This is a genomic window from Bifidobacterium apicola (genome assembly GCF_042846865.1).
GTDB classification, from domain to species: domain Bacteria; phylum Actinomycetota; class Actinomycetes; order Actinomycetales; family Bifidobacteriaceae; genus Bombiscardovia; species Bombiscardovia apicola.
On sequence record NZ_BAAFQQ010000001.1, the window covers coordinates 1,809,772 to 1,835,448 of the forward strand.

The 25,677-nt window shown below is 59.4% G+C and carries 21 protein-coding genes and 1 pseudogene; 9 read left to right on the forward strand and 13 right to left on the reverse strand.

All coding sequences use genetic code 11. The annotated features are described in order from the left end of the window. The first annotated feature begins 46 nt into the window (after positions 1 to 46). On the forward strand, positions 47 to 2,182 hold the full coding sequence (locus tag ACGG9J_RS07535) for an LTA synthase family protein (RefSeq protein ID WP_390135349.1): 2,136 nt from the start codon (positions 47 to 49) through the stop codon (positions 2,180 to 2,182). Here ACGG9J_RS07535 and purD read toward each other — a convergent pair. The 6 genes from purD to purT all read right to left on the reverse strand — a co-directional run bounded on the left by purD (position 2,179) and on the right by purT (position 12,088). Next, positions 2,179 to 3,450: a phosphoribosylamine--glycine ligase gene (gene purD / locus ACGG9J_RS07540; protein WP_390135018.1), complete on the reverse strand. Its 1,272-nt coding sequence runs from the start codon at positions 3,448 to 3,450 to the stop codon at positions 2,179 to 2,181. The two genes, ACGG9J_RS07535 and purD, sit on opposite strands and share 4 nt — an antisense overlap. A gap of 18 nt (positions 3,451 to 3,468) precedes the next feature. Further along, positions 3,469 to 4,518: a phosphoribosylformylglycinamidine cyclo-ligase gene (purM, locus tag ACGG9J_RS07545; RefSeq protein ID WP_390135020.1), complete on the reverse strand. Its 1,050-nt coding sequence runs from the start codon at positions 4,516 to 4,518 to the stop codon at positions 3,469 to 3,471. Positions 4,519 to 4,556: 38 nt separating this feature from the next. Continuing rightward, the gene (gene purF, locus ACGG9J_RS07550; RefSeq protein WP_390135022.1) at positions 4,557 to 6,074 is read right to left on the reverse strand and encodes an amidophosphoribosyltransferase; all 1,518 of its coding nucleotides are present in this window, start codon (positions 6,072 to 6,074) and stop codon (positions 4,557 to 4,559) included. 17 nt (positions 6,075 to 6,091) lie between these two features. Beyond that, positions 6,092 to 9,871, reverse strand: coding sequence for a phosphoribosylformylglycinamidine synthase (locus ACGG9J_RS07555; protein WP_390135024.1), 3,780 nt, complete (start codon positions 9,869 to 9,871; stop codon positions 6,092 to 6,094). A 79-nt stretch (positions 9,872 to 9,950) separates the two neighbouring features. Beyond that, positions 9,951 to 10,703 carry a phosphoribosylaminoimidazolesuccinocarboxamide synthase gene (gene purC / locus ACGG9J_RS07560; RefSeq protein WP_390135026.1) on the reverse strand — a complete coding sequence of 251 codons (753 nt, stop codon included), beginning with the start codon at positions 10,701 to 10,703 and terminating at the stop codon, positions 9,951 to 9,953. Positions 10,704 to 10,780: 77 nt separating this feature from the next. Next, the gene (purT, locus tag ACGG9J_RS07565; RefSeq protein ID WP_390135028.1) at positions 10,781 to 12,088 is read right to left on the reverse strand and encodes a formate-dependent phosphoribosylglycinamide formyltransferase; all 1,308 of its coding nucleotides are present in this window, start codon (positions 12,086 to 12,088) and stop codon (positions 10,781 to 10,783) included. Between the two features lie 135 nt (positions 12,089 to 12,223). On the opposite strand from purT, the gene ACGG9J_RS07570 reads away from it, so the two are divergent. From ACGG9J_RS07570 to ACGG9J_RS07590, 5 genes are all read left to right on the forward strand, one after another. Then, entirely contained in the window at positions 12,224 to 13,276 is a 1,053-nt protein-coding gene (locus ACGG9J_RS07570; RefSeq protein ID WP_390135030.1) for a methionine ABC transporter ATP-binding protein, read from the forward strand. Next, positions 13,273 to 13,953, forward strand: a complete 681-nt coding sequence (locus ACGG9J_RS07575; RefSeq protein WP_390135032.1) for a methionine ABC transporter permease — start codon at positions 13,273 to 13,275, stop codon at positions 13,951 to 13,953. The genes ACGG9J_RS07570 and ACGG9J_RS07575 overlap by 4 nt, the downstream gene beginning before the upstream one ends. A 25-nt stretch (positions 13,954 to 13,978) precedes the next feature. Further along, on the forward strand, positions 13,979 to 14,860 hold the full coding sequence (locus tag ACGG9J_RS07580; RefSeq protein WP_390135034.1) for a MetQ/NlpA family ABC transporter substrate-binding protein: 882 nt from the start codon (positions 13,979 to 13,981) through the stop codon (positions 14,858 to 14,860). 33 nt (positions 14,861 to 14,893) lie between these two features. After that, positions 14,894 to 15,757, forward strand: coding sequence for a MetQ/NlpA family ABC transporter substrate-binding protein (locus ACGG9J_RS07585; protein ID WP_390135036.1), 864 nt, complete (start codon positions 14,894 to 14,896; stop codon positions 15,755 to 15,757). 77 nt (positions 15,758 to 15,834) lie between these two features. Further along, positions 15,835 to 17,007, forward strand: coding sequence for a glycosyltransferase (locus ACGG9J_RS07590; protein WP_390135038.1), 1,173 nt, complete (start codon positions 15,835 to 15,837; stop codon positions 17,005 to 17,007). On the opposite strand, the gene ACGG9J_RS07595 is transcribed toward ACGG9J_RS07590, so the two are convergent. Next, positions 17,004 to 17,780, reverse strand: coding sequence for an ABC transporter permease (locus ACGG9J_RS07595; protein ID WP_390135040.1), 777 nt, complete (start codon positions 17,778 to 17,780; stop codon positions 17,004 to 17,006). The two genes, ACGG9J_RS07590 and ACGG9J_RS07595, sit on opposite strands and share 4 nt — an antisense overlap. After that, positions 17,777 to 18,709, reverse strand: a complete 933-nt coding sequence (locus tag ACGG9J_RS07600) for an ABC transporter ATP-binding protein (protein WP_390135042.1) — start codon at positions 18,707 to 18,709, stop codon at positions 17,777 to 17,779. Before ACGG9J_RS07600 ends, ACGG9J_RS07595 begins: the two co-directional genes overlap by 4 nt. Positions 18,710 to 18,866: 157 nt before the next feature. On the opposite strand from ACGG9J_RS07600, the gene ACGG9J_RS07605 reads away from it, so the two are divergent. Further along, positions 18,867 to 19,559, forward strand: coding sequence for a response regulator transcription factor (locus tag ACGG9J_RS07605; protein ID WP_390135044.1), 693 nt, complete (start codon positions 18,867 to 18,869; stop codon positions 19,557 to 19,559). A gap of 50 nt (positions 19,560 to 19,609) precedes the next feature. Next, a complete protein-coding gene (locus tag ACGG9J_RS07610) occupies positions 19,610 to 20,515 on the forward strand; it encodes a sensor histidine kinase (RefSeq protein WP_390135046.1) in 906 nt (301 codons plus the stop codon). Positions 20,516 to 20,768: 253 nt separating this feature from the next. Here ACGG9J_RS07610 and ACGG9J_RS07615 read toward each other — a convergent pair whose 3' ends face one another. The 3 genes and pseudogenes from ACGG9J_RS07615 to ACGG9J_RS07625 all read right to left on the reverse strand — a co-directional run. Further along, the gene (locus tag ACGG9J_RS07615) at positions 20,769 to 21,818 is read right to left on the reverse strand and encodes an NAD(P)-dependent alcohol dehydrogenase (protein WP_390135048.1); all 1,050 of its coding nucleotides are present in this window, start codon (positions 21,816 to 21,818) and stop codon (positions 20,769 to 20,771) included. A gap of 262 nt (positions 21,819 to 22,080) precedes the next feature. Continuing rightward, the gene (locus ACGG9J_RS07620) at positions 22,081 to 23,106 is read right to left on the reverse strand and encodes a threonine aldolase family protein (protein ID WP_390135050.1); all 1,026 of its coding nucleotides are present in this window, start codon (positions 23,104 to 23,106) and stop codon (positions 22,081 to 22,083) included. A gap of 102 nt (positions 23,107 to 23,208) precedes the next feature. Continuing rightward, positions 23,209 to 23,462, reverse strand: a pseudogene (locus tag ACGG9J_RS07625) (NAD(P)(+) transhydrogenase (Re/Si-specific) subunit beta); the annotation flags it as partial. Here ACGG9J_RS07625 and ACGG9J_RS07630 point away from each other — a divergent pair. Next, on the forward strand, positions 23,434 to 23,592 hold the full coding sequence (locus tag ACGG9J_RS07630) for a hypothetical protein (protein ID WP_390135052.1): 159 nt from the start codon (positions 23,434 to 23,436) through the stop codon (positions 23,590 to 23,592). The pseudogene ACGG9J_RS07625 and the gene ACGG9J_RS07630 overlap by 29 nt on opposite strands. 77 nt (positions 23,593 to 23,669) lie before the next feature. On the opposite strand, the gene ACGG9J_RS07635 is transcribed toward ACGG9J_RS07630, so the two are convergent. Continuing rightward, positions 23,670 to 24,605, reverse strand: a complete 936-nt coding sequence (locus ACGG9J_RS07635) for a hypothetical protein (protein WP_390135054.1) — start codon at positions 24,603 to 24,605, stop codon at positions 23,670 to 23,672. A 403-nt stretch (positions 24,606 to 25,008) separates the two neighbouring features. Further along, on the reverse strand, positions 25,009 to 25,665 hold the full coding sequence (locus ACGG9J_RS07640; protein ID WP_390135056.1) for an ACT domain-containing protein: 657 nt from the start codon (positions 25,663 to 25,665) through the stop codon (positions 25,009 to 25,011). Between the last annotated feature and the right edge of the window lie 12 nt (positions 25,666 to 25,677).

The window sequence follows — 25,677 nt, forward strand, 5'->3', positions numbered from 1 at the left end:
TGCGGTGAAGGATCGAAAGCGTCAACCGGGCCGGTGGACATCCTGGATGCGGGCCATGATCGGATGTCTTCGGGTGCGGGGGTGGGTCTACCTGCTCGTCTTCATCCTGATTGACTTCCTGTCTGTGGGCATCCTGCAGTGGGGGGTATCCCTCAACAGCTCCCGCGTAGAACTGTCCAACCCGCTGATCGGCTTCTGGGGCTTCATCTCGGCCATGTGGACCCAGCGCCGGTTCGTCCTGGTGCTGAACATGCTTGCTGTGGGTCTTGTCTACCTGGCTCTGGCCTACCTGACCAATCGTTTCTGGTCGGCATCAGGCCTGATCCTGGCTGTCTGTGCGGTCATTGCGGTCATCGAACGGTTCAAGGTGCGTGCCCGCTATGAGGCCATCCTGCCCTCGGATCTGAATTTCCTCCATGCTGATGCCGCCAACCTGGTCTCCTTTCTGCCGGCCCGGTCCCTGCTCATGATCGGACTGGGGGTCGTAGCCCTGATCGTTCTCGGCGTGCTCTGCTGGGTGGTGACACGGATGGATGCCCGTCGTGGCCGTCCGGTAGCCACTGGCAACAAGCCCCTAGGCGCTGGACTGCGTACGGTAGGGGTTACGGTCCCGGTCCTGGTGGTGGCGCTCTTCATGTCTACTGTGGGCACCTACGGCAGCCCTGCCTATCGCTTCTCGCAGTTCATGGGCGACATACCCTCCATGTGGGACTCGGTTTATGATGCTCAGCGCAACGGAGTCTTCGTGTCCTTCTCCAGGCAGTTGCGGCCCAAGGTCATGGACCAGCCCGCAGGCTACAGCCGTGCTGCCATGAAGTCTCTGGCCCACCGCTACCAGCTTTCGGCTGACCGCATCAACCATGACCGCAAGTCCTACATGAACGAGTCAACCCTGGTCTACATCCTTTCCGAGTCATTCTCGGATCCCACACGGGTACCGGGCGTTGCGCTCAACCAGGACCCCATGCCTCATATCAGATCCGTCAAGCAGGGCACCACCAGCGGACTCATGCTCTCCTCCGGCTATGGTGGGGGCACGGCCAACTTGGAGTTCCAAGCCATGACCGGCCTGTCCATGGCCAACTTCGATCCTTCGCTGACCTCCCCCTATCAGCAGGTCATCCCCCACCTGGACTGGATCCCCACGGTCAATCAGGCCTGGGGGGCGCCATCCAGATCACTGGCCTTCCACCCTTACGAGTCTTCCATGTATTCCAGAGCTGAGAACTATAAGAAGTTCGGCTTCTCACACTTCTATTCGCTGACAGGCCCTGACCAGATAGCCCACCAGGACCGCATCGATCGCAGCCAGTATGTGGGGGATCGCTCCGCCTACGACTCCGCCCTGGAGCAGATGGGCGACGACAAGGGCAACCAGTTCGTCGAGGTCATCACCATGCAGAACCACATGCCCTACAACGACTGGTATGACGATAACAACTTCACGGTCAACTCCTCCGATCCCAACATGCCCTTGGGCGACGATGAAGTGCAATCCATCCGCACCTATGCCAAGGGGGTCAGTCTGACTGATCAGGCCACTGCCGACTTTCTGAACAGTCTGGATGCGCAGAGCAAGCCGGTCACCGTGGTCTTCTATGGGGATCACCTGCCTGGCATCTATGGAACGGCAAGCTGGGACGAGCGCAACTCCCTGGCCCTGCATCTGACCGATTACTTCATCTGGTCCAACAAAGCCTCGGATGCCTCGGGAACGCAGGTAAGCAACAGCGCCTATTCCTCGCCCAACTTCTTCCAGGCCCAGGCGGCCGAGCACATGGATGCCAAGGTCTCGCCCTTTACGGCCTTCCTGACCCAGCTGCACGACAAGATCAGCGCCATTGAGCCTCCGGTTGCCAACCAGATCCAGGACTGGAACAGGATCCCGGCGGGGCAGACCAACTATCTGGATGCTCAAGGCCAGCCCATGAATGCCCGTGACTTCGACCGTGCCACCCGGCAGCTCCTGGACGACTACAAACTGATCCAGTACGACATCATGGCCGGCAAGCACTACCTGCAGGGGACCGGCTTCACTACCACTCCCACCCGCCGTTCGGATGCCGCCCGTCAGAAGGCTGAGATGGAGCATCAGGCCAAAGAGCAAGCTAAGGAGCAAGCCCGTCAGGAAGAGCAGAACCAGGATAAGGACAGGGAAAGCGCGGTCAGCTCGGCCAACTAGGCTTCCAGGCCGCGGTGGCCGATATCGTGCCGATAGAAGAGGCCTGGCATCGACAATCCGTCCAGCCGGTCATAGACTCGACGGGCTGCCTGGGCCAGGTCGTCGCCTTGGGCAACGACCAGGGCGGTCCTTCCTGAGGAAGACATCAGACCAGATGAAGCCGAACCTGACACTCCGGCGTAGTAGGCTCTGAGTTCCGGCTCCGAGGCGATCAGCGGTACGGGTACTCCGGTCTGAGGATTGCCGGGATAGCCCTGAGCTGCTAGGACCACACCCAGGCGGCTGTGTGAGTCGTCCCAGGTGAATTGCGGATCTCCGCCCTCCATCAGCGTGCGGATGGCTGTGCCCAAATCACTGGTCAGGGCAGGCAGCACCACCTCGGCTTCCGGGTCGCCCAATCGCGCATTGAATTCGATGACCTGAGGGCCTTTGTCGGTGATCATCAGCCCAGTGTAGAGGACCCCGGTGAAGGGGCTGCCTTCCTGGGCCAAGGCACGGACTGTGGGTGCAACGATGGTGTCCAGGGCCTTTTGGGTCAGTTCCGGACCGAATTGCGGCAGAGGGGAGTAGGCTCCCATTCCGCCAGTGTTGGGACCCCGATCCCCGTCATAGGCGGGCTTGTGGTCCTGCGACAGGGGCATGGGCCAGAACCGCTCACCCCGGACGAAGCACATAAGCGAGCACTCCTGGCCCACCAGCCGATCCTCGATGACCACCTGTGCTCCGGCCTGCCCGAACTTATGACCGATGAAGATGGCATCCAAGGCCTGCATGGCCTGGCCAAGGTCATCGGCCACCGTCACCCCCTTGCCGGCTGCCAGCCCGTCAGCCTTGATGACCACCGGTGCTCCATGCGATCGCACATAGGCTTTGGCTGTCTTCAGGTCATGGAAGACCGCATAATCGGCGGTAGGAATCCCATGCCTGCGCATCAGGTCCTTGGCAAAGCCCTTGGATCCCTCTATGCGGGCCGCAGCCCTGGTGGGTCCAAAGGCAGGGATGCCGGCAGCTTGCAGTTCGTCGACCAATCCAGCCGTCAAAGGAGCCTCAGGTCCAACGAAGACCCAGTCGATCCCCAGTTGGCGTATCGCAGCGATCAGTCTTTCAGGCTGTGATGAATCCTCTTGCAGCAGGCTGATGCCGTCCGGCTCCATGCCCGGGTTGCCCGGGGCGCACCAGACCCGATCCACCCCTGGCCCGGACAGCAGGGTGGAGGCGATAACGTGCTCCCTGGCTCCCGACCCGATGACCAGTACCTTGTCCGCCATGATGGGCTCCTCTCGCTGTTACAGACGACCGTCTTCATTAAGGATGACCTGCTGGCCGTTTTGGGCACCCGTCACCTGTCCAATCAGGGCGTAGGGCTCCTGTTCCTCATCCAGGACTGCGCGGGCCTGGTCCAGCTGGTCAGGGGAAACGACCAAAACCATACCAATGCCCATGTTGAAGATGTTGTACATCTCCAGATGGTCGACCCTGCCCATCTTCTCGATCATCGTAAAGATGGGCGGTACCTTCCAGGCATTCAGGTCGAAGCTGGCAGCCAGCCCCTCGGGCAGAATCCGTGGCACCTTCTCCACGAAGCCGCCCCCGGTGATGTGCGCCGCGCCCTTGAGCAGACCCGAGGCGAAAAGCGGACGCAGGGCCTTGACGTAGATTCGGGTGGGCGTCAGCAGTTCCTGTCCCAGGGTCCGTCCGCCAAGCTGATAGGGACGATCCTCCAGCTTCATGCCTCCCTGGTCCAGCAGGACCTGACGGATCAGCGAGAAGCCATTGGAGTGGACGCCCGAGGAGGGCAGGCCGATCAGCTGGTCACCCTCTTTTATGGCCGAACCGTCCACCAGGGACTCCCGTTCGACCACACCCACCGTGAATCCGGCCAGATCGTATTCGTCGGGCTGGTACATGTCAGGCATCTCAGCGGTCTCCCCGCCTACCAGGGCGGCCCCAGCCTGGACGCACCCGTCGGCCACGCCCTTGACCACCTGCTCCAGCAGAGCCGGATCGTTATGTCCGCAGGCGATGTAGTCCAGAAAAATCAGTGGCTCAGCCCCCTGGGCGATGATGTCATTGACGCACATGGCCACGCAGTCCTGGCCGATGGTGTCATGACGGCCGGCTTCCCGGGCCACCATCAGCTTGGTGCCCACGCCGTCGGTGCCCGAAACTAGGACCGGATGGCGGTAATTGAACGCAGACAGGTCGAAGTCGCCGCCGAAGCCGCCGATATCGCCGGCGCCCGGCCTGCGCGTTCTGGCCGTATGGGAGCGGATCCTGTCGATCAGTTCGTATCCGGCCTCTACCGATACCCCAGCCTGCTCATATGCCTTCGGCATGGCTGCCCCTTTCTATGCCCTGTCTGTTCTGTTCTTGACTAGTGCTCAATGGATTGGTCGGCTCCCTGCCTCGAGCCTGCAGGCATGTCAAGTCCGTAGGATCCCTTGGAAGCTTCCAGCCGGGCCCGGTCCTCTGGGGTCAGCGAGGCCAGGAAGCCCTGCTCGTAGTCGTCAAGCCGCGTTGGGTAATCTCCGTTGAAGTAGGCCACGCAGAGCCCTTGATAGGGCGCATCACGGCCCAGGCCGATGGATTCCACCAGACCGTCCAGGCTCAGATAGGCCAGGGAATCGGCTCCAATGGCTTCTCTGATCTGCTCCACGGACTTCTTGGCGGCGATCAGTTCGGAGGTCCGTTGGATGTCGATGCCGTAGTAGCAGGGGTAGCGCAGGGGCGGGGAGGCGATGCGCATATGCACCTCGCTGGCCCCGGCCTCCCGGAGCAGACGGACGATTCTGCGCGAGGTGGTGCCTCGGACGATGGAATCGTCGATGACCACCACCCGTTTGCCGGCCACGACTCCGCGCACAGCGGCCAGTTTCATCCTGACACCCTGTTCGCGCATGGCCTGGCTGGGCTGGATGAAGGTGCGTGCCACATACTGGTTCTTGATCAGCCCCATCTCGTTGGGCAGCCCGGCCGCCTCGGCATAGCCTGAGGCTGCTGACAGGGAGGAGTTGGGCACCCCGATGACCATGTCTGCGTCCACTGGGGCCTCACGGGCCAGCCTGGCCCCCATCCGCTTGCGGGCTGAGTGGACGTTGACCCCATAAATATTGGAGTCAGGCCGGGCGAAGTAGATGAACTCCATGGAGCAGATGGACAGGCAGGTTTGATCGGTATAGCGCTCGATGCTGTAGCCCGAGTCATCCACACGGACAATCTCGCCGGGGCCGATGTCCCGCACCAACGTAGCGCCGACCAGGTCCAATGCGCAGGTCTCGGAGGCCAGGACGTAGGCCCCTCCTGGCAGCTGTCCCAGGGAGAGGGGACGGAAGCCGTTGGGGTCCATGGCTCCGATCATGGCATCCTCGGTCATGAGCAGGTAGGCGAAGCCGCCATGGACCTGGCGCAGGGCCTGCTTGAGCGCCGCCATGAAGTCCTTTTCAGGACTGCGTCGAATCAGGTGCATGAGCACCTCGGTGTCGGAGTTGGAGTGGAAGATGGCCCCCTGATCCTCCAGCTGCGCTTTGAGGCTGTTGCAGTTGGTCAGGTTGCCATTGTGCGCCAAGGCTATGTCCCCATCATGGAAGCGGAAGACGAAGGGCTGGATGTTCTCGATGGACGCTGAACCGGTCGTGGCGTAGCGCACATGGCCGATGGCCCGGTCTCCGGTCAGCGGCATCAGGCTGGAATCGTCAGGGAAGACCTGAGTCAGAAGGCCCAGGCCCCGCCGTCCGATCAGGTGCCCCTGGTCATTGGAAACGATGCCTGCGCCCTCCTGGCCGCGGTGCTGCAAGGCGTGAAGGCCGAAGTAAGTCAGCCGAGCGGCATCGGGGTGGCCCCAGACCCCGAAGATCCCGCACTCCTCGTGGATGCCCTCAAGCTCCAACGACATGGTCTATGTCCTTTCCCCTAGGCGGCAAAGTAGTCCACTCCCGACTGGAAGAGCGGCTGCGGGCGGACTGCAGGCACATTCAGATACAGGTCGGGGCCGCTGCGTTCCGTGTGGCCCATCTTGCCCAGCACCCGGCCATCCGGGCTGGTAATGGCTTCGACTGCCATGTCTGATCCATTGGGGTTGACCAGTGGATCCATGGAGGGGCGGCCCTGTTCGTCTACATACTGGGCTGCCACCTGTCCTCGCTCGATCAGGGTGCGCAGGAGGCTAGGCTCGGCCACGAACCGTCCTTCGCCGTGGCTGATGGGCATGGTATGAATATCGCCCACCCGGCAGGCGCTCAGCCAGGGTGAACGTGTGGAGCTGATCCGGGTGTGGACCAGGCGGCTCTGATGGCGGCCGATGGCGTTGACGGCAAGGGTGGGGTCTTCGGGTGAGCCGGTGACGATCTTCCCATAAGGAACTAGACCCAGCTTGATCAGAGCCTGGAAGCCGTTGCAGACGCCCAGAACCAGCCCGTCCCGGTCCTGCAAAAGCTCTTGGAGGGCATCGGCGACTTGATTCGAGCGTAGGAAGGATGCTACTAGTTTGGCCGAACCGTCGGGCTCATCGCCACCGGAGAAGCCTCCGGGCAGCATGAGTATTTGACTGTTGCGGATACCCTGGGCCAGGCGGCGGGAACTCTCGGTCACGTCCTCGGCATTCAGGTTGCGGATGACCACGGTATCCACCTGAGCTCCAGCGTCCTGGAAGGCCCGTGCAGAGTCGAACTCGCAGTTCGTGCCAGGGAAGACGGGCATGACCACCCTCGGTCGGGCGGTCTGGAAAGCCTCCTTGGTTCTGCGCGTTGCAGGCCTGCCCGACTCGCGGTCGGTGCGGCCGATGGTCGGCACCGGGTCGCCTTGACCTCGGTATGGGAAGACGCCTTCCAAGCCTCTGGCACGGATTTCCTCAAGCTCTGCCAGGTCCAGATCCTCGCTGCCACAGCGCAGACGATAATTTTCGCGGGTGTGTCCCAGGAGGCGCATATGCAGACCGGAACCTTCAATGAACAGGGGCTCTGGACCTGACGTCTCCAGGATGAAGCTTCCATAGGCGGGACGGAAGAGCGCAGGTATAGCAGTATCTGACGCCAAATCCAGCCCGATCCTGTTGCCCAGGCACATCTCCAACAGGGACTGGGCTATGCAACCGTAGCCCGGAGTGGCTGCAGCATCCACCAACCCCTGGCTGATCAGAGCCTCCACCTGGTCCATGACTGTCCGCAGACTCTCCGAATCAGGCAGCAATCTTTCCTCCTGGTATTCAGGCGCCAAGAGATAGATCCGGCGGTTCGCGGCCTTGAACTCGGGGGAGACTGTATCCTTGGCTCGTCCCAAGGCTACGGCGAAGCTGATCAGGGTGGGCGGCACATCCAGGTCTTCGAAGCTTCCGGACATGGAGTCCTTACCGCCTATGGCACCCACGGACAGATCCAACTGAGCCTGGAGGGCGCCTAGGACACCGGCCACTGGCAGGCCCCAGCGCCGCGGGTCGTCGCCGGGCTTGGGGTAGTACTCCTGCAGGCTCAGGTGGGCACGGGAACGGCTGAAGCCGCTGGCCACCAGCTTGGACAGGCTTTCGACCACGGCCAGGTAGGCGCCGGTGTAAGGGTCCTGGCTGCTTATCCAAGGGTTGAATCCCCAGGCCATGGCCGAGGCAGTGGTGGTGTGCCCATCCACCGGCAGCTTGGCCACCATGGCCTGCGCCGGAGTCAGCTGCCGTGCTCCGCCGAAAGGCATAAGGACAGTGCCTGCGCCAATGGTGGAGTCGAACTGCTCGGCCAGACCTTGCTGGGAGCAGACGTTGATGTCTGTAAGCAGGGCCCTCATGCGCGCGTCCAGGTTGCCTCGAACCTCGAAGGGAGCATGGTAGGGAGCAGGAACCGCCACCTGTGCGTCGGCCTTATGAGGAGCGCCGTTCGAGCTTAGGAAAGATCGGGGGATGTCCACGATAGTCCTTGATCGCCAGGTCATCCGCAGTCGGGGTTCCTCGGTGACCTCGGCGATGACAGTGGCCTCAAGGTCCTCCTGACGGGCATACTCGATAAAGGCGGGTGCGTCTTTGGCGGCCAGGGCCACGGCCATGCGTTCCTGGCTCTCGGAAATGGCGATCTCGGTCCCGTCCAGCCCCTGATACTTGAGTGGCACCCGGTCCAAGTCCACGTTCAGGCCGTCCGCCAGCTCGCCTACGGCCACGGCAACGCCGCCGGCTCCGAAATCGTTGCAGCGCTCAATCAGCCTGGCTGCCTCCGGTCGGCGGAAGAGGCGCTGGAGCTTGCGTTCCTCAGGGGCATCGCCCTTCTGCACCTCGGCTCCGCAGCGTTCCAGACTCTCTTCGTTCTGGGACTTGGAAGCTCCGGTGGCGCCACCGATTCCATCGCGGCCGGTCCTTCCGCCCACCAGGATGATCAGATCGCCGGGTGCGGGCCGACGGCGGATCACATGGTCGGCCGGAGTGGCGGCCACCACAGCGCCCACCTCCATCCGCTTTGCTGCATAACCGGGGTGGTAGATCTCCCGAACCTGCCCGGTGGCAAGCCCTATCTGGTTGCCATAGGAGGAGTAGCCATCGGCTGCCTGACGGACGATCCGGCTCTGGGGCAGCTTGCCCGGCAGGGTCTGATCCAGAGGTTGACGGGGATCTGCTGCCCCGCTGACCCTCATGGCCTGGTAGACGTAGCCCCTTCCGGAAAGAGGATCGCGGATGGCTCCACCGATGCAGGTGGCGGCGCCTCCGAAGGGCTCGATCTCGGTGGGATGATTATGGGTTTCATTTTTGAACAGGAAGAGCCAGTCTTGATCCTGGCCGTCAACGTCGACCTTGGTCCGGATAGTGCAGGCATTGACCTCTTCGGACTGGTCCAGGTCGCTCAGGATGCCGCGCTTCTGCAGATACTTGGCACCAATGGTGGCCATGTCCATCAGGCATTCCGGGCGGTCCTGGCGGTCCAGCTCTGCGCGGATTTCCCGGTAACGCCCCAGCGTGGCGCGGGCTCGGGGGTTGTTCGCCTCAATCTGTTCCAGCCTGGTGTTGAAGGTTGTGTGTCGGCAGTGGTCGGACCAGTAGGTGTCGATCACCTTGAGCTCGGTCAGGGTTGGATCGCGCTTTTCCTGGCGGTAGTGGTCCCGGCAGAAGCGGACGTCAGGCAAATCCATAGCCAGGTCCAGCTTGTCAATCAGCGTTTCAAGTTCAGGATCATCCAGATTGCGGAACCCATCCAATACAGGCACTGAATCCGGATCCTCATCAGGCATGGCCAGTGTCTTAGGCTGTTCCAGCCCTACTATCCGTGAATCGACCGGATTGACCAGATAATTGCGGATGGCTTCGATCTGCTCGGCATCCAAGTCACCCTGGAGCAGATAGACCGTGGCGGTGGCCACCAATGGGCGAGCGCCCTGGCCAATCAGCTGGACACACTGGGCGGCGGAGTCGGCTCGCTGATCGAACTGACCGGGCAGGGGAGCCACGGCGAAGAGCATAGGGGAGTCCAGCGGCGGCAGATCCTCATCGCCCTTCATGCGCAGGGCCTGCTCCAATTGGGTCGACACCAGGTCGGTCTGGGGCTGGGCGAAGACCGTGGGCAGGCAGCGTTTGAAGAGAGCTTCGTCAAGTCCTTCCAGATCGTAGCGGTTGATCATGCGCAGGCCGGTAAGCGCTTGCACACCCGGCAGGGTGCGCAGCTGTTCGGCAAGTCTGTCGGCGGCCTGGTCAAAGCCCTGCTTTTTCTCGGTATAGACACGGAAGAGCACAATGGATCCTTTCGCGATGGACTGGTTGGGGACCAATGAAAAACCCGGAGGCGATATGCTCGCTTCCGGGTCGACCGATTCAGCTGTTCGGTTGGCTTTCGCGCTCCTCCAATTCGGTAAGCCCATCCAGAATAGTTTGATAAGCCGGAATGATGCTGCCGAGATCCCTGCGGAAAATGTCTTTGTCCAAGTGAGTGACCTGGCCGTTTTGATCATTGCCGATCGCCCAGAGCCTGCAGGTGTCGGGGGTGATTTCGTCGCCGAGGAGGATGATGCCCGATCCGGTCTTGCCCATTTCGATCTTGAAGTCCACCAGCTCCACATTGATGGCGCGGAAGATGCCGGTCAGCGCCCCGTTGATCTCCCGGGTCTTAGCGGCTATGATGTCCAGATCCTGCTCAGTGGCCAGTCCCAGGGCCAGAATGTCGTCCCGGTTGATAAACGGATCATCCAGGGGATCGGACTTGTAGAAGAACTCCAGCACCGGCTGCTTCAAGGCAGTGCCTTCATCAACCCCGTACCGCTGGGCGAAGGAGCCTGCGGCCCGGTTGCGCATGACGATCTCCAGGGGGAACATGTCCAGCCGGCGGTTGAGTTGTTCAGTATCCGAGATGCTGCGTACGAAGTGGCTGGGGATGCCCCGGCGGGCCAGCAGGGAGAATATCACTGTGGTGATCCTGTTGTTCAGTCTGGCCTTGCCTTCGATATTGGCCTTCTTGGCCCCATTCCCCGCGGTGGCCTGGTCAGTGTACTCAACCCAGAGTATGTCCGGGTCATCCGTCTCGTACAGTTTCTTGGCTTTGCCTTGATAGCGCATTCCCAACTTTTCCACTGTTCGCCTTCCTCGAGTTTGTTGCGAATTGGAAACTTCTGCACTGCTTGGGACACGACCACCATAGCAAGCCCGGGTTACATCCCTGTGCCCACCCGGGGTTTCAGATCGTTGGCGACGGCTTCCGCACGCTCGGTGGCGGTCTGCAGGTCGGACCCTAGGGCCAGGGCCACGCCCATCCGGCGCAAGCCGTGCACTACGGGCTTGGAGAAGATTCGCAGATCAGTGCCGGGGTGGTCCAAGGCCTGCGGCAGGCCTTCGAAACTGACCGGACCCTGACCCCTGACCAGGATGGGTCGGCTGACCGCGCAGGTGCCCTCCGGCAGATTCAGGGCCAGATCCTCCTGGTGGACCGGAATGCCCAGGATGGCCCGGGCGTGAATGTCGAACTCGCTCAGCCGCTGGGAGATCATGGTCACCATGCCGGTGTCATGGGGGCGCGGAGCCACCTCGTTGAAGAGCAACGAGCCGTCGCGCAGGACGAAGATCTCCGCTCCGTAGATTCCCCAACCTGTCTCGCCACTCTGGCGGGCCAGGGAAGTCATGGCCTCAACCAGCCGAATGGCCATGCTCCGGGCCTGCTGCAAGATGTCGGGATTCAGATCCGCCGGTTGCCAGGAGAGCCGGTAGTCCCCGTCCTCCTGGCGCTGGCCGATGGGCGTACAAGCGGCCACTCCGGCAGAGGATGCCACGGTCAGAACTGTCAGCTCATGGGCCAGGGGAGCCAGAGCTTCCACAATGACCTCGGCCTTGCCTTGGTGCTTGGTGGCTGCCCGGCCCTGGGTCAGTGCTGAGTTCCAGGCTTGAGGCAAGCCTTCCCTGCTTCGCACCAGGGTCTGTCCGTGGCCGGAGGAGCTCATCAGGGGTTTGACCATGCAGGGGTAGCCCACTTGGTCCGCCGCGCTGGCCAGTTCTTCGGGGGAGTCGGCAAATCGGTAGGGGGTAGTGGGCAGGCCCACCTGCTCATGGGCGAAGACGCGAAGGGCTCTGCGATCCATGCACATGGCTGCCAAGGGGGCTGCAGGCACTACCTGGATGCCCCGGGCCGCGGCACCGATTAGACGGTCTGTGGCAATGGCCTCCACTTCAGGCACGATCAGATCTGGCTGGACCTGTTCGATCAGGTCCTCCAGAGCCTTCGGATCGCTCATCTTCACCTGATAGCCGGCATGGGCCACCTGTGTGGCCGGTGCACCAGGGTATGAGTCTGCCGCACCTACCCAAGCCCCCAGTCGCATCAGGCTGATGGCAATCTCGCGGCCGAGTTCACCAGCTCCCAGAAGAAGGACTCGTGTGGGTCTTGGGCCCAGGGGAGAGCCGAACGGTCGTTCCCCAGGATTGGTAGTGTCGATAATCCGCTGCTGACCGGATGCGCTCATGGCCATATTCTGACACCCACCCGTAGACCAAGGAGGCGGGTTATCAATACATGCCTATAAACGACATCTATAGAGGCCTTCTTGTCCGCTGGCCGTCGGGACGATTACCATATCAGGCAGTCGACCAGGGAAGGCGGGAACGTGAGCGAACGGACACCGGCGGTGCGGATGGAGCACCTGACCAAGACCTATCACAGCGACGACGACGAAGACAAGACGGCACTGGCCGACATCGATCTGACCGTCGAGACTGGGGATATTTTTGGCATCATCGGACTGAGCGGGGCTGGCAAGTCCACACTTGTCCGCTGCATCAACGGGCTGGAGGATTATGACTCGGGCAGTGTTAAAGTCCGTGGCCGCGAGGTCAAGGATCTGGCTCCGGCCGAGCTGAGGGACTTGAGACGTCGTACTGGCATGATCTTTCAGCACTTCAACCTGATGCCCTCCAGGACGGTGGCCGACAATGTGGGCCTTCCTCTGCGGGGGAATGGTCGCGACCGTGCGTCTCGACGGGCCCGGGTGTCCGAGCTTCTGGAACTGGTAGGGCTGACCGAGCTGGCCGACCATTATCCCGCCGAGCTCTCGGGCGGCCAGCAGCAGCGTGTGGCCATCGCCAGAGCCCTGGCTAATGAGCCGGATATCCTGCTCAGCGACGAGGCCACCAGCGCACTGGATCCGACCACCACGCGCTCCATTCTTCAGCTGCTCCGTGATCTGCACGACCAGCTGGACATCACCGTGGTCATGATCACCCATGAGATGTCAGTCATCAGGCAGATCTGCAACCGGGTGGCAGTCATCGACCAGGGCGTCATCGTGGAGCAGGGCCGGGTTTTCGATGTATTTGCAGACCCCAAGGCCCAGCTGACCAAGTCCTTCGTGGCCACCACTTCCAACCTGGACAAGGTCAAGGATCTGATGGCGGCCGATTCGCCTCTGGTGGCTCTGGAGCCCGGGCAGATCCTCATGCGCATGTCCTATGTCTCCAAGGAGGTCTCCGAGGCTCTGGTCTCCACCATCAGCCGTCGCTACAACCTGGATGTCAACATCATCTTCGGCGACATCGATGTGGTGGAGGGGGCGCCCCTGGGAGGACTGGTGGTCAGGATGGGCGGCGACCCGGAAAATATCACTCAGGCGGTGGAATACCTGCGCTCGCGCAACATCGGAATCGAGGTTCTCAAGTCATGACGTCCCTGCTCACCACCTGGTTCCCCAACGTCATGAGCCGGCTGCCGGAGTTTTTCAGCAGCATGGTTCAGACCCTGGTCATGGTCGGCGTCTCTGGGGTGATTTCTTTCCTGTTCGCTCTGGTCATCGGGGTGGGACTGATCATCAGCCGACGTGATGGCATCCGTCGCAACGGCCTGGTTTTCACTATCCTGGACAAGCTGATCGACCTCTTTCGCTCCATCCCATTCATCATCCTGGCGGCGGCTCTGGTGCCGGTGACCAGGATGCTCATGGGCACGGCCATCGGGCCCAAGGGGGCGATCTTCCCCCTGGTCGTGGGCATCACCCCATTCTTCTCCCGACAGATCGAGTCCGCTCTGGCCGGTCTGGACCCTGGGTACGTCGAGGCGGCGGAGTCTATGGGCATGACCACCTGGCAGATCATCTGGCATATCTACCTGCGTGAGGGCATCCCCTCCATCATCCGGGTGACCACCATCACCATCGTCAGCCTGGTGGGCGAGACCGCCACCGTAGGCATCGTGGGCGGCGGCGGCCTGGGTGACTTCGCCATCCGTCTGGGCTACCAGCGGTCCATGAACGATGTGACCATCGCCACCATCATTGTGCTGGTCATCTTCATCGCCCTGATCGAACTGTTCGGCCGGCTTCTGGCCGAGGTCGTCGAACACTGAGCAACCCGGGAAAGGTCAGATTATCGTGGTCGGTCGTAGTCGCGTCGGCAAAAAGAACAGAGCCAAGGTCCAGCTGGCGGCGCTCAGCCTGGTCATCGTCCTCCTGCTGGCGCTGGTGGTCGGCACCGATGTCCGTCTGAACCAGGTGGGTGCTGATGTCAAGGTGGTCAAGGTCGGCGTCATCGGCAGTTCGGACGACCAGATCTGGAAGGCCGTCCAGGCAGAGCTGGATCGGCGGGGTGAGCACATCAGGATCGAGCTCAAGCCCTTCCAGGATGCCATCTACGTCAACCAGGCCACGTCCAACCGCGAGGTGGACTTCAACGCAGCCCAGCACTATGCCTACCTGGAGGACGATGTAAAGACCAACCATTACCAGCTGGCAGTGCTTGGCAATACTTACATCTCGCCCATGAACCTCTACTCGCAGCGCTATGCCAAGCCATCGCAGTTCCAGGACGGCGACCGGGTGGCCATCCCCAACAACGCCACCAACATGGGCCGGGCCTTGAAGGTCCTGGCCGATGCCAAACTGATCGGTCTGCGCGACCCCAAGGCCACCAACCCGCTGCCCGAGGATGTGGTGGACAATCCCAAGCATCTGAGTATTGAGCAGGTGGATCCGGCCGGCATCCTCAATCTGCTGCCCGACTATGCGGGCGGGGTCACCAATGCCAACTTCGTGGTCGATGCAGGTCGCAGCGTGCATGATGCCATCCACGAGGTTCCCTACGATCTGCAAAACCCGGCAAATAAGCCTTACATCAACATCATCGTCACCACCAAGGATCAGCGGGACAACCCCACCTACGCCACAGTGGTGCGCGCCTATCATTCCAAGCCGGTGGCCGACACCATCGTTCGGGTCTACAAGGGCGCCTGCCTGCCGGCCTTCAAGGTTTCCTGATGCGGTAGGTTCCAGCAATGAAGGAGGACGGATATGAGCACCAGAAGAACCAGAGCCAAACGAGAGCTGGCGGCTGTTTCGGTCGTCATCCTGGTGGTCGCCGTCCTGATGGGCGTGGCCTATGTCAAGGTCAACCAGCCCGAACGCGGCCAGCGGGAGATCAGTATCGGCCTGGTGGGCGATGCCGATGAAGAGATTTGGAAGGCCGTTCAGCACGAGTTGGACCAGCGCCGGGCCGGCATAAAAATCAAGCTCCGCTCCTTCCAATACGGGCGCTACGCCAATCAGGCGCTGGCCAACGGGGAGATCGACCTGAATGCCTTCCAGCACTACGCCTTTCTGGAGCAGGAGTCCAAGCAGCACGGGTACCGGTTCGCAGCCATCGGCGACACCTACATCTCACCCCTCAACCTCTACTCAAAGAAATACAGGAGTGTTGACCAGATCGGCTATGGCGAGCGTCTGGCCATACCTAGTGATCCCATCGATCTGGGTCGATCCCTGAAGGTGCTTGCCAGCGCCGGGCTGATCGGTCTGCGAGACCCCAAGGCCACCACGCCGGTTCCAGAGGACATCGTCGACAACCCACGCGGGCTGGTCCTGGACCAGGTCGATCCACCGGGAATCGTCAAGGTCCTACCCGACTATGCGGCCGGCATCACCAACACCAATTTCATCCTGGACGCTGGCATGAAGATCCAGGATGCCATCTACCAGGTGCCCGGCGATCTCAAATCGCCAGCCAATCACCCCTATGTCAACATCATCGTGGCCAGGCAGGCCGACAAGAACGACCCCGCCTACAAGTCCCTGGTTTCCGCCTATCACAGCCGATATGTGGCGGATGCCATCAACCGCTACTACCGTGGGGCGGCCGTCCCGGCCTTCTCCTACTAATAGTGGGTGCAATCGGGTCGTCGCCCTTTTTTGGTTCGGCCCAAAGCTGCTAATGATGAACAGCAGGGGGAAGGCTGATGAGGGATCGTGATCGCCTGACGCTGGCCCTGGTTCTGGACTCCTTCGGCAACAGGGGCAACGGGACCTCTAACTCTGCCATCCAATACGCCCAGGGATTGGAAGCGCTGGGGCACAGGGTCCGCTTGGTGGGGGTGGGATCGACCGAGTATCCGGCGCGAGTGCATCGAATTCCTCTGGTCTCCCGTGTGGCGGCCAGACAGCAGATGAGCTTCGCTCGTGCCGATCCGGAACTTTTCCGAAGGGCCTTTACCGGTGTTGACCTGGTCCATATTTATGAGCCCTTCGCCTTCGGCCGGGCCGCCTTGGCACAGGCCAGGTCCATGGGCAAACCGGTGACCGCAGGGTTTCACATTCAGCCTGAGAACATCACTTACTCCGCAGGCCCATTGCGCTGGCTGCCCGGGGTGGATGCGGCCATCTACCGGCTCTTTCGGTTCTGGCTCTACGACCATGTCGGGCACATCCACGTTCCCACCCAGCTGACGGCCGACCTGCTGCGCTCGCATGGGTACAAGGCCCATCTGCACGTCATATCCAACGGATACCAGCCCAGGTTCAACCCTGGTGACCGATACGAGCGGCAGCGATCCGGTCGGTTGATCCAGGTCGTGGCCTCTGGCAGGCTGGCTCGGGAAAAGGATCATCTGACCCTGATCCGTGCCTTGGCCTTGTGCAGGAACAAATACAGGATTCGCTTGACAATAGCAGGTACAGGTCCTATGGAGCGCCGGCTGAGAACGGAAGCCGCCCGGCAGCTGGCCGGCATGCAGGTTTCGATTGGATTCCATCAGAACGCGACCATGCCTGATCTGCTCAGGCAGACCGACCTGCTGGTTCACCCGTCTATCGCGGATCTGGAATCCGTCAGCGTCCTGGAGGGGATGGCCTGCGGCGCAGTCCCGATCATCGCCCAGTCTGATCTGAGCGCCGCAGGACACTTCGCCCTGACGCAGCACTCGCTCTTCCCGGTCGGCAGGGCCCGATCCCTGGCTGAGCAAATCGATTGGTGGATAGACCATCCTGATGTCCTAGCAGTCTGGTCTAGACGCTATGCCGAACATGCCAAGGAACACTACTCTCTGGATACCTCCGTCAGGGCCTTTGCCCATATGGCTGTGCAGGCCGTCAGCGATCAAGAGCCGGACCAGGTGCAGTCTAACCTGGCTTAGATTTCCTGCTTGGATATGATCAGAGCCGACCCGAAGATAGCCACCAGGACCACGCCCACGGATACTCCGGCATAGATCCAGACCTGATCGGCCGTCAGAGTGTTCAAGACAATCTGTTCGCCGAACCCGACGAAGTCGAAGTATTTCAGCCATTTCCATTTCGCAGTGAACTCCACGATGCCGATCAGAATGGGCCATATCACAATCACCACCGCTGGAATGACCAGGGATTTGGTAATGATCAACAGGACGATGCCCAGGCTGATGATGACGGAAATGCAGAAGCTGACTGATAGGGTCATGACAGCGACATCCTTGCACAAAATGCCCCAGCCGGCCCCAGTCTTCCTTCCCAGGGCTAGTCCGGTCAGCAGAATAGTGATGAAGTAGCACAGGGTCAGAAGGATGATGTCAGTCAGGATGGTCACGTACTTGCCCAGGATGAACTGTATCCGCGAGATTCCCGATGTCAGCGTGTTCTTCAAGGTGTGCTGGCTGTATTCCGCACCAATGACGATAACAAAGACTGCGATGTAAAAGTAAATTAGAGACGAGGCGGAGGCGACACCCACTTGCAGGCCAGTCCTGATGGTCCAGCTTTGGCCTTCGATTTCCATCAGTTTATGATCGTATTCTTCGCCCCCAGTGCTAATTCCTATGGTCGTCTTGCACCATGTGGCCACTATGCCAAGTTCCACAGTGGCAATCAGCAGAATCAACATGCCGATGGAGCGTCGCTGCCTGTAAAAGTCGGCCCTGATCTGGTTAATCATTGTTGTCTCCTCGACTCTTGAGAGTCCTTGTTCAGCAGATCTGCGAAATATTCCTCCAGCGATCCCTTCTGCTGGTTGATTTGATTGACCAGGATGCCTTCCTGAACCAGAAGTCTGTTGATGGGGCCCGGTTCCAGATTCCCCTGCTTGATCAGAATCTGATGGTCGTCAAGGACTTGGAAGGGGCCGATTCCCTCGCGATCCAGGATCATGGCGGCCTTGGAACTCTGGTCCACGTCGATCAACAGTCCATTCTGATTGATCCGATCCAGTTCATCCTTGTCTACCTCCTTGATCAGGCGGCCGTGGCTGATGAATCCGAACCGGGAGGAGACCAGGTAAAGTTCGCTCAGAATGTGACTGGAGATGAGAATGGTCGTCTGGCGCTCCTTGTTGAGCTTGTCCAGGAGTGTTCTGAATTCCATGATTCCTGCCGGGTCCAGGCCGTTGATGGGCTCGTCCAGAATCAGGAAATCGGGTCGGGTGAGGATGGCCATGGCCAGACCCAAGCGTTGACGCTGGCCCAGAGAGAGGTGACCGGCCCGAGTCTTGGCCTTTTCGCTCAGGCCGACGAAGTCGATGGTCTGATCGATGGCCTTGCCGTCGGCCAGCCCGTGCTGGATGGCTGTCAGTTTCATGTTCTGGCTGACGGTGAGTTTTTTGAAGGCAGCCGGGGCCTCAATGATTGAGCCTATCCTGCTTAGTATCCGGCTGTTCTTGCCAATCGTGTGCCCCATCAGCCTTATGCTCCCCTTTTGTATGGGGGACAGTCCGGTGATCAGACGCATCAGGGTGGTTTTGCCAGCGCCGTTCTCGCCGATCAGCCCATAGATCTGGCCCTTGTTTATGTAGAGGCTGAGATCGTCCAGTGCTTGGAAGCGGCCGAACCGTTTGCTGACATGGCTAATATCCAGAATGGCATTGTCCATGGAGTTCCTTTCTCTGTGTCGCTATCAGAGAATCTAAAATGCCTTTCTTAAGTGCTTGGCCAAGAAATCATTAAGAATTTCATAAATCCGATTGGGCGAGATCGGCCTCGTTAGACGGCTTCAGTAACATGAGAGTGACCTGCGAAAGGAAGAAAATATGCCGACGATTCTGGTCGTGGAGGATCAGGAGGACATCCAGTCCCTTCTCAAGGATGTGCTGGGCGCGACCTATCGGATCATCCAAGCGACGACGGGCGCCCAGGCCTTGGCCCGCTTCCAGCAGGAGGAACCCGACCTGATCCTTCTGGATCTGATGCTCCCCGTAGTCACCGGAGACAGCGTCCTCAAGGCTATTCGGCATATGTCGTCGGTGCCGGTCATTATCCTCACGGCCATCCAGGACAAGACCAGGACTGTCAGCCTCTTGGAGCAGGGCGCCAATGATTATGTGACCAAGCCTTTTGACATTGACGAGCTTCGCGCTCGTGTCCAGGTCCAGCTGCGCCAATCCGGGGCACTGAAAGCGGATGCGGATGCAGCAGGTGAATCCGACGCCAAGATTTATTTCCAGGGGATCGAGCTGGACCGGATGGAGCACACGGTCAGCGTTGATGGGCACCGGGTCGAACTGGCACGCAAGGAATTCGCCATTCTTGAACTTCTGATGGACCATCCGCATCGGGTTTTCGAGAAGGAAGACCTCTACAGGCAGGTTTGGAACCAGCCCTACATCAATGCCGAGAATACTCTCAATGTGCATCTGAGCACCTTGCGGACCAGTTTGAACAGATACGCCGGCAGTCAGCGCTACATCGTGTCGGTCTGGGGCATCGGCGTTCGCCTGGTTTGAATCCACACGGAAGGAAGAACGGTGAATAAGGGATTGTCGAAGGTGAATCCGTGAAGGTGGTTGCACTTGTTCTGGGTCTTGTCGCCTTCGCCTTAGCGATTGGCCTGATGATGCTGACTTCCGAACTCAAACGGATCAGCGATGATCTGGACTTCATCAACCATGCCGACACTAATGCCTTGGTAACCACTGGGTCCAATATCGGGCTCATCCGCACTCTGGCGGATAGGATCAATGCCGTTCTGAACAAGACCAGACGGCTGCAAATCACCCAGGCTGAGCAGAACAAGCAAGTCCGGCAGATGCTGACCAACCTAACCCATGACATCAAGACCCCGCTGACCGTGGCCAGAGGATACGCCCAGCTGCTCAAGGAGGGATCGGCTGATCAGGAGCAATTAGGCAAGATTCTCAACAACCTGCAGTCGGTGGATCATTATCTGCATTACCTGATGGATTTCAATCTGATACAGGAGAAGAGCGTGAGCCTGGATCTGACCAGGGTGAACCTATCGGCACTGGTTCAGCAGGAGCTCTTCAACGCCTTCGATTCTTTGACCGCGCGGTCAGTCATGGTGGAGCCCAGAATTCAAACGGGTGTGGAAATTACGACGGACCAGACCATGATGAGCCGTGTAATCCAGAACCTGATCGGCAACTGGCTCAAGTATGCTGACGAATCAGCCTGGGTTGAACTGAACAAGGGCGGAGATGGGCGAATTCATCTGGACTTCGGCAACAAAACCAAGGGTGGACCCGTCGATGTGGACAGGCTCATGGAACGGTTCCAGACTAATGACCAATCACGGACGAAGATCAGAAGCACAGGTCTGGGTCTTGGCATCGTTGATTCCCTGGTGGATTCGCTCGGCGGCTCCATGAGGCTGGAATCCGCCAACGGTATTTTCTTGGTCCACTTGTTGCTGAGTGATGCTCCGCAATCGAACGAATTATAAATGGCGCAGATTTGAGGCCGCTTGGTTGGATGCTGTGGCCGGTCTTCGGTCCCATTGCCCAGCACTGCCGTATCAAGTTCTATGGCGTGAGTGGCGAGCCTAATTCCCGAGCGATCATTCACATTGATGGCCTGTCACGATCTTCATGACAAGAAAGTGACAGGCCATCAAGTATAGATAAGCGCAGAATGCTGTCAGTGCTTAAATCCGGCTGACAGATAATCTGTTTCCCTGCCTAGGCACAAGGGGGAAATCAGGCCTTGGTGTGAGGGACTACAACAGCCCTGGCTGAAAGCTTGTTGTCGACCAGCTTGTGATAGGCATCCAGGGCATTGTCCAGCGAGTAGGTTTCGATCTCGGTCTCGATCTGGCCGTTGCGATACATGTTGGCCACATCGTAGAGCTCAGGGATGGAACCCCAGTAAACGCCAAGCAGCTCCTGCTCCCAGGGCTTGGAGTACCAGTCGTACTCCGCTTTGCCGCCGGCTATGCCGACCACGGTCACTCGGGATCCTGGGCCGCCCGCGGCCTGTGCGGCAGCAATGGTTGGGGCGACGCCGACGAAATCAAAGGCTGCGTCCACGCCTTCTCCGTGAGTGATCTTCCTGATGTTCTCCACCTGGTGTTCGTCGCTGACGACAGGGATGGCGCCCTTGGCCTCAGCCTTGGCCAGAGCCTCTGGTTTGGTGTCGGTGGCGATCACCGTGGCGCCGGTCAGGGCGTGCAGAATCTGAATGGCGATCTGTCCCAGTCCGCCCAGGCCAATGACCAGAGCGTACTTTCCGCCGCCGTTCAGGTGGGGCATGGCAGCCCGGATTGCGTGGTAAGGAGTCAGGGCGGCGTCAGCCAGGGGTGCTGCGCCGATTGGATCTGCATCTCCCAGCGGCACCAGGTTGCGGGCGGGGACGGTCATGTATTCAGCCATGCCGCCATCGCGGCCCAGTCCCAGGGCCAGGGATTTATTGGTTGCGGCGCTGGAGCAGTAGTTCTCCTGGCCCGCCACGCAGTGAGGGCAGTGGCCGCATCCGGTGGGTCCGTAGACGATGTAGGCATCGCCCTTCTTGAAGCCCGTGACATCGGGCCCTACCTCTTCGACCCAGCCGGTGGTCTCGTGCCCCAGAATGAATGGCGGCTTGGTGTGGCTACCAGTTTCAGGGGTGTAGTCCTGGAAGACCGAGACATCAGAATGGCAGCAACCTGCCCCGGCTACCTTGAGCAGGACCTCGCCGCTCCCCGGGGTCGGGTCTGGTACTTGCTTTAGGGTGGGGAAGGTGTTGAACTGTTCGAAAACAACGGCTTTCATGGGTTTCCTTTCATCATCGAAGCGTATCCGCCCCTGTATGCGGGGTGGGAATGTCTGCATCGGCATCGGTGCAATAAAAATATTAACGAATGATAACTATGTACTCACCTTGAAAGGGTGTGATATGTCCAACAGTATGGGACTGCCAGGCTTGCATGCTGGATGCGAAGTCATATACGCAAAATACCCCTCCCCTAAGGCGAACTTGCAGGGGAGGGGCGTCGGGATGATCAGGATCTTGTCTGGATTATCGTGAGCGGCCTTAAAGCAGACTGATCAGAGCCTGGGTATCCTCAGTTGTCGTCGCCCAGGATGTCGCTAGTCGAATTACTGTGTGAGTGGCATCGCTGCGTTCCCAGAAGTCGAAGGCGACCAGCTTGGACAGCTCCTCCATGCGCTCATTGTCCAGGCGGACGAAGGTCTGGTTGGTGTGGGAGTCCATGACAATCTGGTACCCCTTTTCACGCAGGGCTTTTTTGATCATCGCTGCTGTCTGGATAGCGTTGCGACTGATTCGTGAGTAGAGGTCGTCGGTAAAGAGGGCGTCAAACTGCACTCCCAGGAGTCTTCCCTTGGCCAGAAGGGCGCCTCTCCTTTTGATCATGGTGCTGAAATGCTCGGGGGCATTCCCGCTGGGGAAGACCACCGCTTCGCCGCAGAGTGCGCCGACCTTGGTTCCTCCGATGTAGAAGACATCGCAAAGACGGGCTATATCTGTCAGGTCGACGTCAGTTCCGGGTGCTACCAGTCCATATCCCAGCCTGGCCCCGTCCAGGTAGAGCGGAATCTTGCGTTCCCGACAGATTTGTGAGATGTCCTCCAGCTCCTGGAGAGTGTAGAGGGTTCCATACTCGGTGGGGTGGGAGATATATACCATGCCGGGGAAAACCATCTGCTCATGGTTTCCGTCAGCATAGAAATTTTCTAAAAAGGCGTTAAGGACCTCTGCGCGAATCTTGCCCTGTTCGCCAGGGATGGTCAGGACCTTGTGGCCGATGGCTTCAATGGCGCCGGCCTCATGGACGTTGACGTGGCCCGTGTCCGCGGCGATCACTCCCTGATAGGACTTCAGCAGGCACGAGGTGACGACCTGGTTGGTCTGGGTTCCACCGGCCATGAAATAGACCTGGGCCTGAGGGCAGCCGCAGGCTTGGGCGATTTTCTTAGCGGCGGACGAGCAGTACCGGTCCTTGCCATAGCCGGGAAGGTGCTCCATGTTGGTGTCGATCAGTCGCTGAAGGACTGCAGGGTGGGCGCCCTCGGAATAGTCGTTGACGAATGACAGCATGTGAGTCCTTCCTGCTCGACGATAATTGGCTCCGGGCCAGCCAAGCGGTTCCGGAGCCAAGGCTCTTACTACAGCATATGCGACGGGTCGTCCAGCTGATGCTCAGGCGATGAGCTCCTTGACGGATGCGATGATCGCTAGCAGACTGAGCTTGGCATCGTTGAAGAGCAGTTGCGTGTTTGGATTGAAGCAGAGCTCATTCACACGATGCCTGCGTACTTCTCGCCTCGCTTAAGGACGACAGCATGCTGTGCCTTGTCAACGTCCAGTATGGGCATGCCGGATACTGCGGTCCTTTATCGGCGGGTTGCTAGGTTAATCACGGCATTGGCGCCGATCACCAAGGCGATATTGGCTATGGCTGGCTACGGCTGGTGGTTGGTCATGCAAAGGATGCCGGGCATCTTCAAAGATGATGAGCGGCACTCTGATGCGCAAGACCTGAGCGAACAGAACGCTTTGGCTGGTCAGTTTGTTCGTCGGTAGCGGCAATTCTCACATCCGCGGCCAATCGGCCTTGCTGGCTTTGCGCACCGTTTCAGATCCATGCTCACTGAGGTGATTCACTTCTTTCCCTCGCGCTTATCATTAGCCACTTGATCCTTTGGCTTGGACTGCAGAGGATTGTGATGGTAGATAAGTGTGAAAGCGGCCAGGGTCTCGATCATGCTGGCAATGATCCAGGCTATGACAATGGCGTTCTGATGTTTACTGACTGTGCCCATTCGGGTGAAGATGAAGACGTCTATGATGAAGGTCTGGAGGACCAGAAGGACCGTAGCCACAACTACCGTCCTGGTGTGCCTGTCCGCCTCCGTTCCCTCTCCCTCTGGTTTGCCGGGAGACTTGAAGCTGGCATAAGAGAGGAGCCAGATGCCGATTCCGAAGAGGACGGCTGCAAGAGGCAAGGAGAAGAAGATCGGCATAGTGCTCAGGCTGAGGCCCAGAGCTGCGACAAGGACTGCCGAGGCTAGGCCCAGATAGAAGGAATCATGGTTTTTAGCCTTGTGCGGTTTGGCAGGTCTGTTTTCGTTGACCAGTTGAGTTGGGTTAGCGGCAGGGCCGGGCGCTTCCTCTGCAGCAGGCTTGCTCGGTTCGCTCGGCTTATCGTCATGGGAGGGACCATGCTCTTTGTCTGTGTGGCTGGTCTGCGGGCGGTCGGCAGCCATGGCCTGTTCGTGCTTATTCTTTTGTGCTTCAGGTTTGCCATGATCAGCATTCTTGCTTGGGGAGTCCTTGCCCTCCCTCTCGCCTGTGTGTTCTAGTGCAGGCTTTTGCTCGGGGTCATCTTTTGCTTGGTGTTCTTGTCTGGCGCTCGCATTGCTCCCAGGCTTTGGCATAGGGTTCTTATCGTTCATTGTTGTTTGCTCGGAGCTCTCCCGGGTGTCGTTGCCTCGTGAGGAGCCGCCCTCGTGCCTCTTCTGCCTGTTATCGGGCACCCGTGATTCCTCATGCCTGCCCTGGTTCTTATTCGCATGTTCGTTTCGATTGTTGCTCATCTGACCCTCCAGGCTTGTTCTTCCCCGATACTTGTGGCAGATCTTGCAGTGATCTGCTTATTTTGAGAAAGCAACCTCTATTGAGGCCAGTTTATGTGTCCTTTTCTCATAAAAGCGGCATTGACCGGCATCAGGTCGGCATCATTCCGAGATTGACCTTTTTATGGGTCGAGCATTGATGTCTTGACGAGAAGAAGGGGCCGGTAAAGCGCTGGACTCGTTGCAATACATACAACTTCGAACGGTACACATGCATAGCAGTATCGGCGGTCATCGTCTGGATTTCCGAGTGTTGGCCCATGACGCTTTTGCGCTCTCACATCTTTTTTCTGCTTCTTGTTTTTTCTGCTTCTTGTTCTTTAGGCAGAAGACGTATCTAGCGCTGCTAGGTTGCCGTTGTCGGTCAGATGATGGTATATCCAGACTCGCTGAGGGCATCCAGGGCAATGGGAAAGTCCTCAGCCTTGGTCAGGACGTAGTCTGTGTTGTAGGTCGAGACGGCGAAAATGCCTATGCCCTTGTCTGCAAGAACGGTGGCAATCGGCGCCAAGATGCCGATGAGCGAAAAATCGAGAACCCCTTGGATGCGAAAGGCCCGCCAGCCATTGCTGCGTTCCAGGGTCTGGTTGGGAACCATGTCGGCTGGACAGACCAATGAAGCCTCTTGGTCGGTTCGCCCGGTAAAAACATAAGGCGAATGAAGATCCACTTCTGTGTAATCAGCAACTTTGCAGACAGTCAGTTCTGCCTTTATAGGTTGGATGCGGATGTCCTGCCCCTGCCTTGTCGCTGAGCTGCAATTCTTGGACGTACGTGGCCTGTCTTTTAAATGAGAACGGATGATGGCATATAGCGAAACCAGGGCCCATCCACACTCGAGGGCAAGAAAAGCCCACTGCCTGTCATACAGGGCATCGACGGCCAGCAAGCTTGAGCCGACAAGGTTTAAAACAAGGTTGACCCGGCTGCCGCAGGGCAGGCCTAGTAACTGCATCGAAGCAAAGGCCATGAGCAGCAGCAAAAATCCAATAAGCTGAACAAGTACGAACAAACCAGCCACATCCTTCCACGA

Bases quoted from the DNA above. Each gene is read 5' to 3' on its own strand.
- ACGG9J_RS07590 (WP_390135038.1), top strand. From the start codon at position 15,835: ATGAGGGATCGTGATCGCCTGACGCTGGCCCTGGTTCTGGACTCCTTC.
- purF (WP_390135022.1), bottom strand. From the start codon at position 6,074: ATGTCGTTGGAGCTTGAGGGCATCCACGAGGAGTGCGGGATCTTCGGG.
- ACGG9J_RS07635 (WP_390135054.1), bottom strand. From the start codon at position 24,605: ATGAGCAACAATCGAAACGAACATGCGAATAAGAACCAGGGCAGGCAT.
- ACGG9J_RS07605 (WP_390135044.1), top strand. From the start codon at position 18,867: ATGCCGACGATTCTGGTCGTGGAGGATCAGGAGGACATCCAGTCCCTT.
- ACGG9J_RS07585 (WP_390135036.1), top strand. From the start codon at position 14,894: ATGAGCACCAGAAGAACCAGAGCCAAACGAGAGCTGGCGGCTGTTTCG.
- ACGG9J_RS07595 (WP_390135040.1), bottom strand. From the start codon at position 17,780: ATGATTAACCAGATCAGGGCCGACTTTTACAGGCAGCGACGCTCCATC.
- purD (WP_390135018.1), bottom strand. From the start codon at position 3,450: ATGGCGGACAAGGTACTGGTCATCGGGTCGGGAGCCAGGGAGCACGTT.
- ACGG9J_RS07600 (WP_390135042.1), bottom strand. From the start codon at position 18,709: ATGGACAATGCCATTCTGGATATTAGCCATGTCAGCAAACGGTTCGGC.
- ACGG9J_RS07615 (WP_390135048.1), bottom strand. From the start codon at position 21,818: ATGAAAGCCGTTGTTTTCGAACAGTTCAACACCTTCCCCACCCTAAAG.
- ACGG9J_RS07575 (WP_390135032.1), top strand. From the start codon at position 13,273: ATGACGTCCCTGCTCACCACCTGGTTCCCCAACGTCATGAGCCGGCTG.
- purT (WP_390135028.1), bottom strand. From the start codon at position 12,088: ATGGCCATGAGCGCATCCGGTCAGCAGCGGATTATCGACACTACCAAT.
- ACGG9J_RS07620 (WP_390135050.1), bottom strand. From the start codon at position 23,106: ATGCTGTCATTCGTCAACGACTATTCCGAGGGCGCCCACCCTGCAGTC.
- ACGG9J_RS07535 (WP_390135349.1), top strand. From the start codon at position 47: ATGCGGGCCATGATCGGATGTCTTCGGGTGCGGGGGTGGGTCTACCTG.
- purM (WP_390135020.1), bottom strand. From the start codon at position 4,518: ATGCCGAAGGCATATGAGCAGGCTGGGGTATCGGTAGAGGCCGGATAC.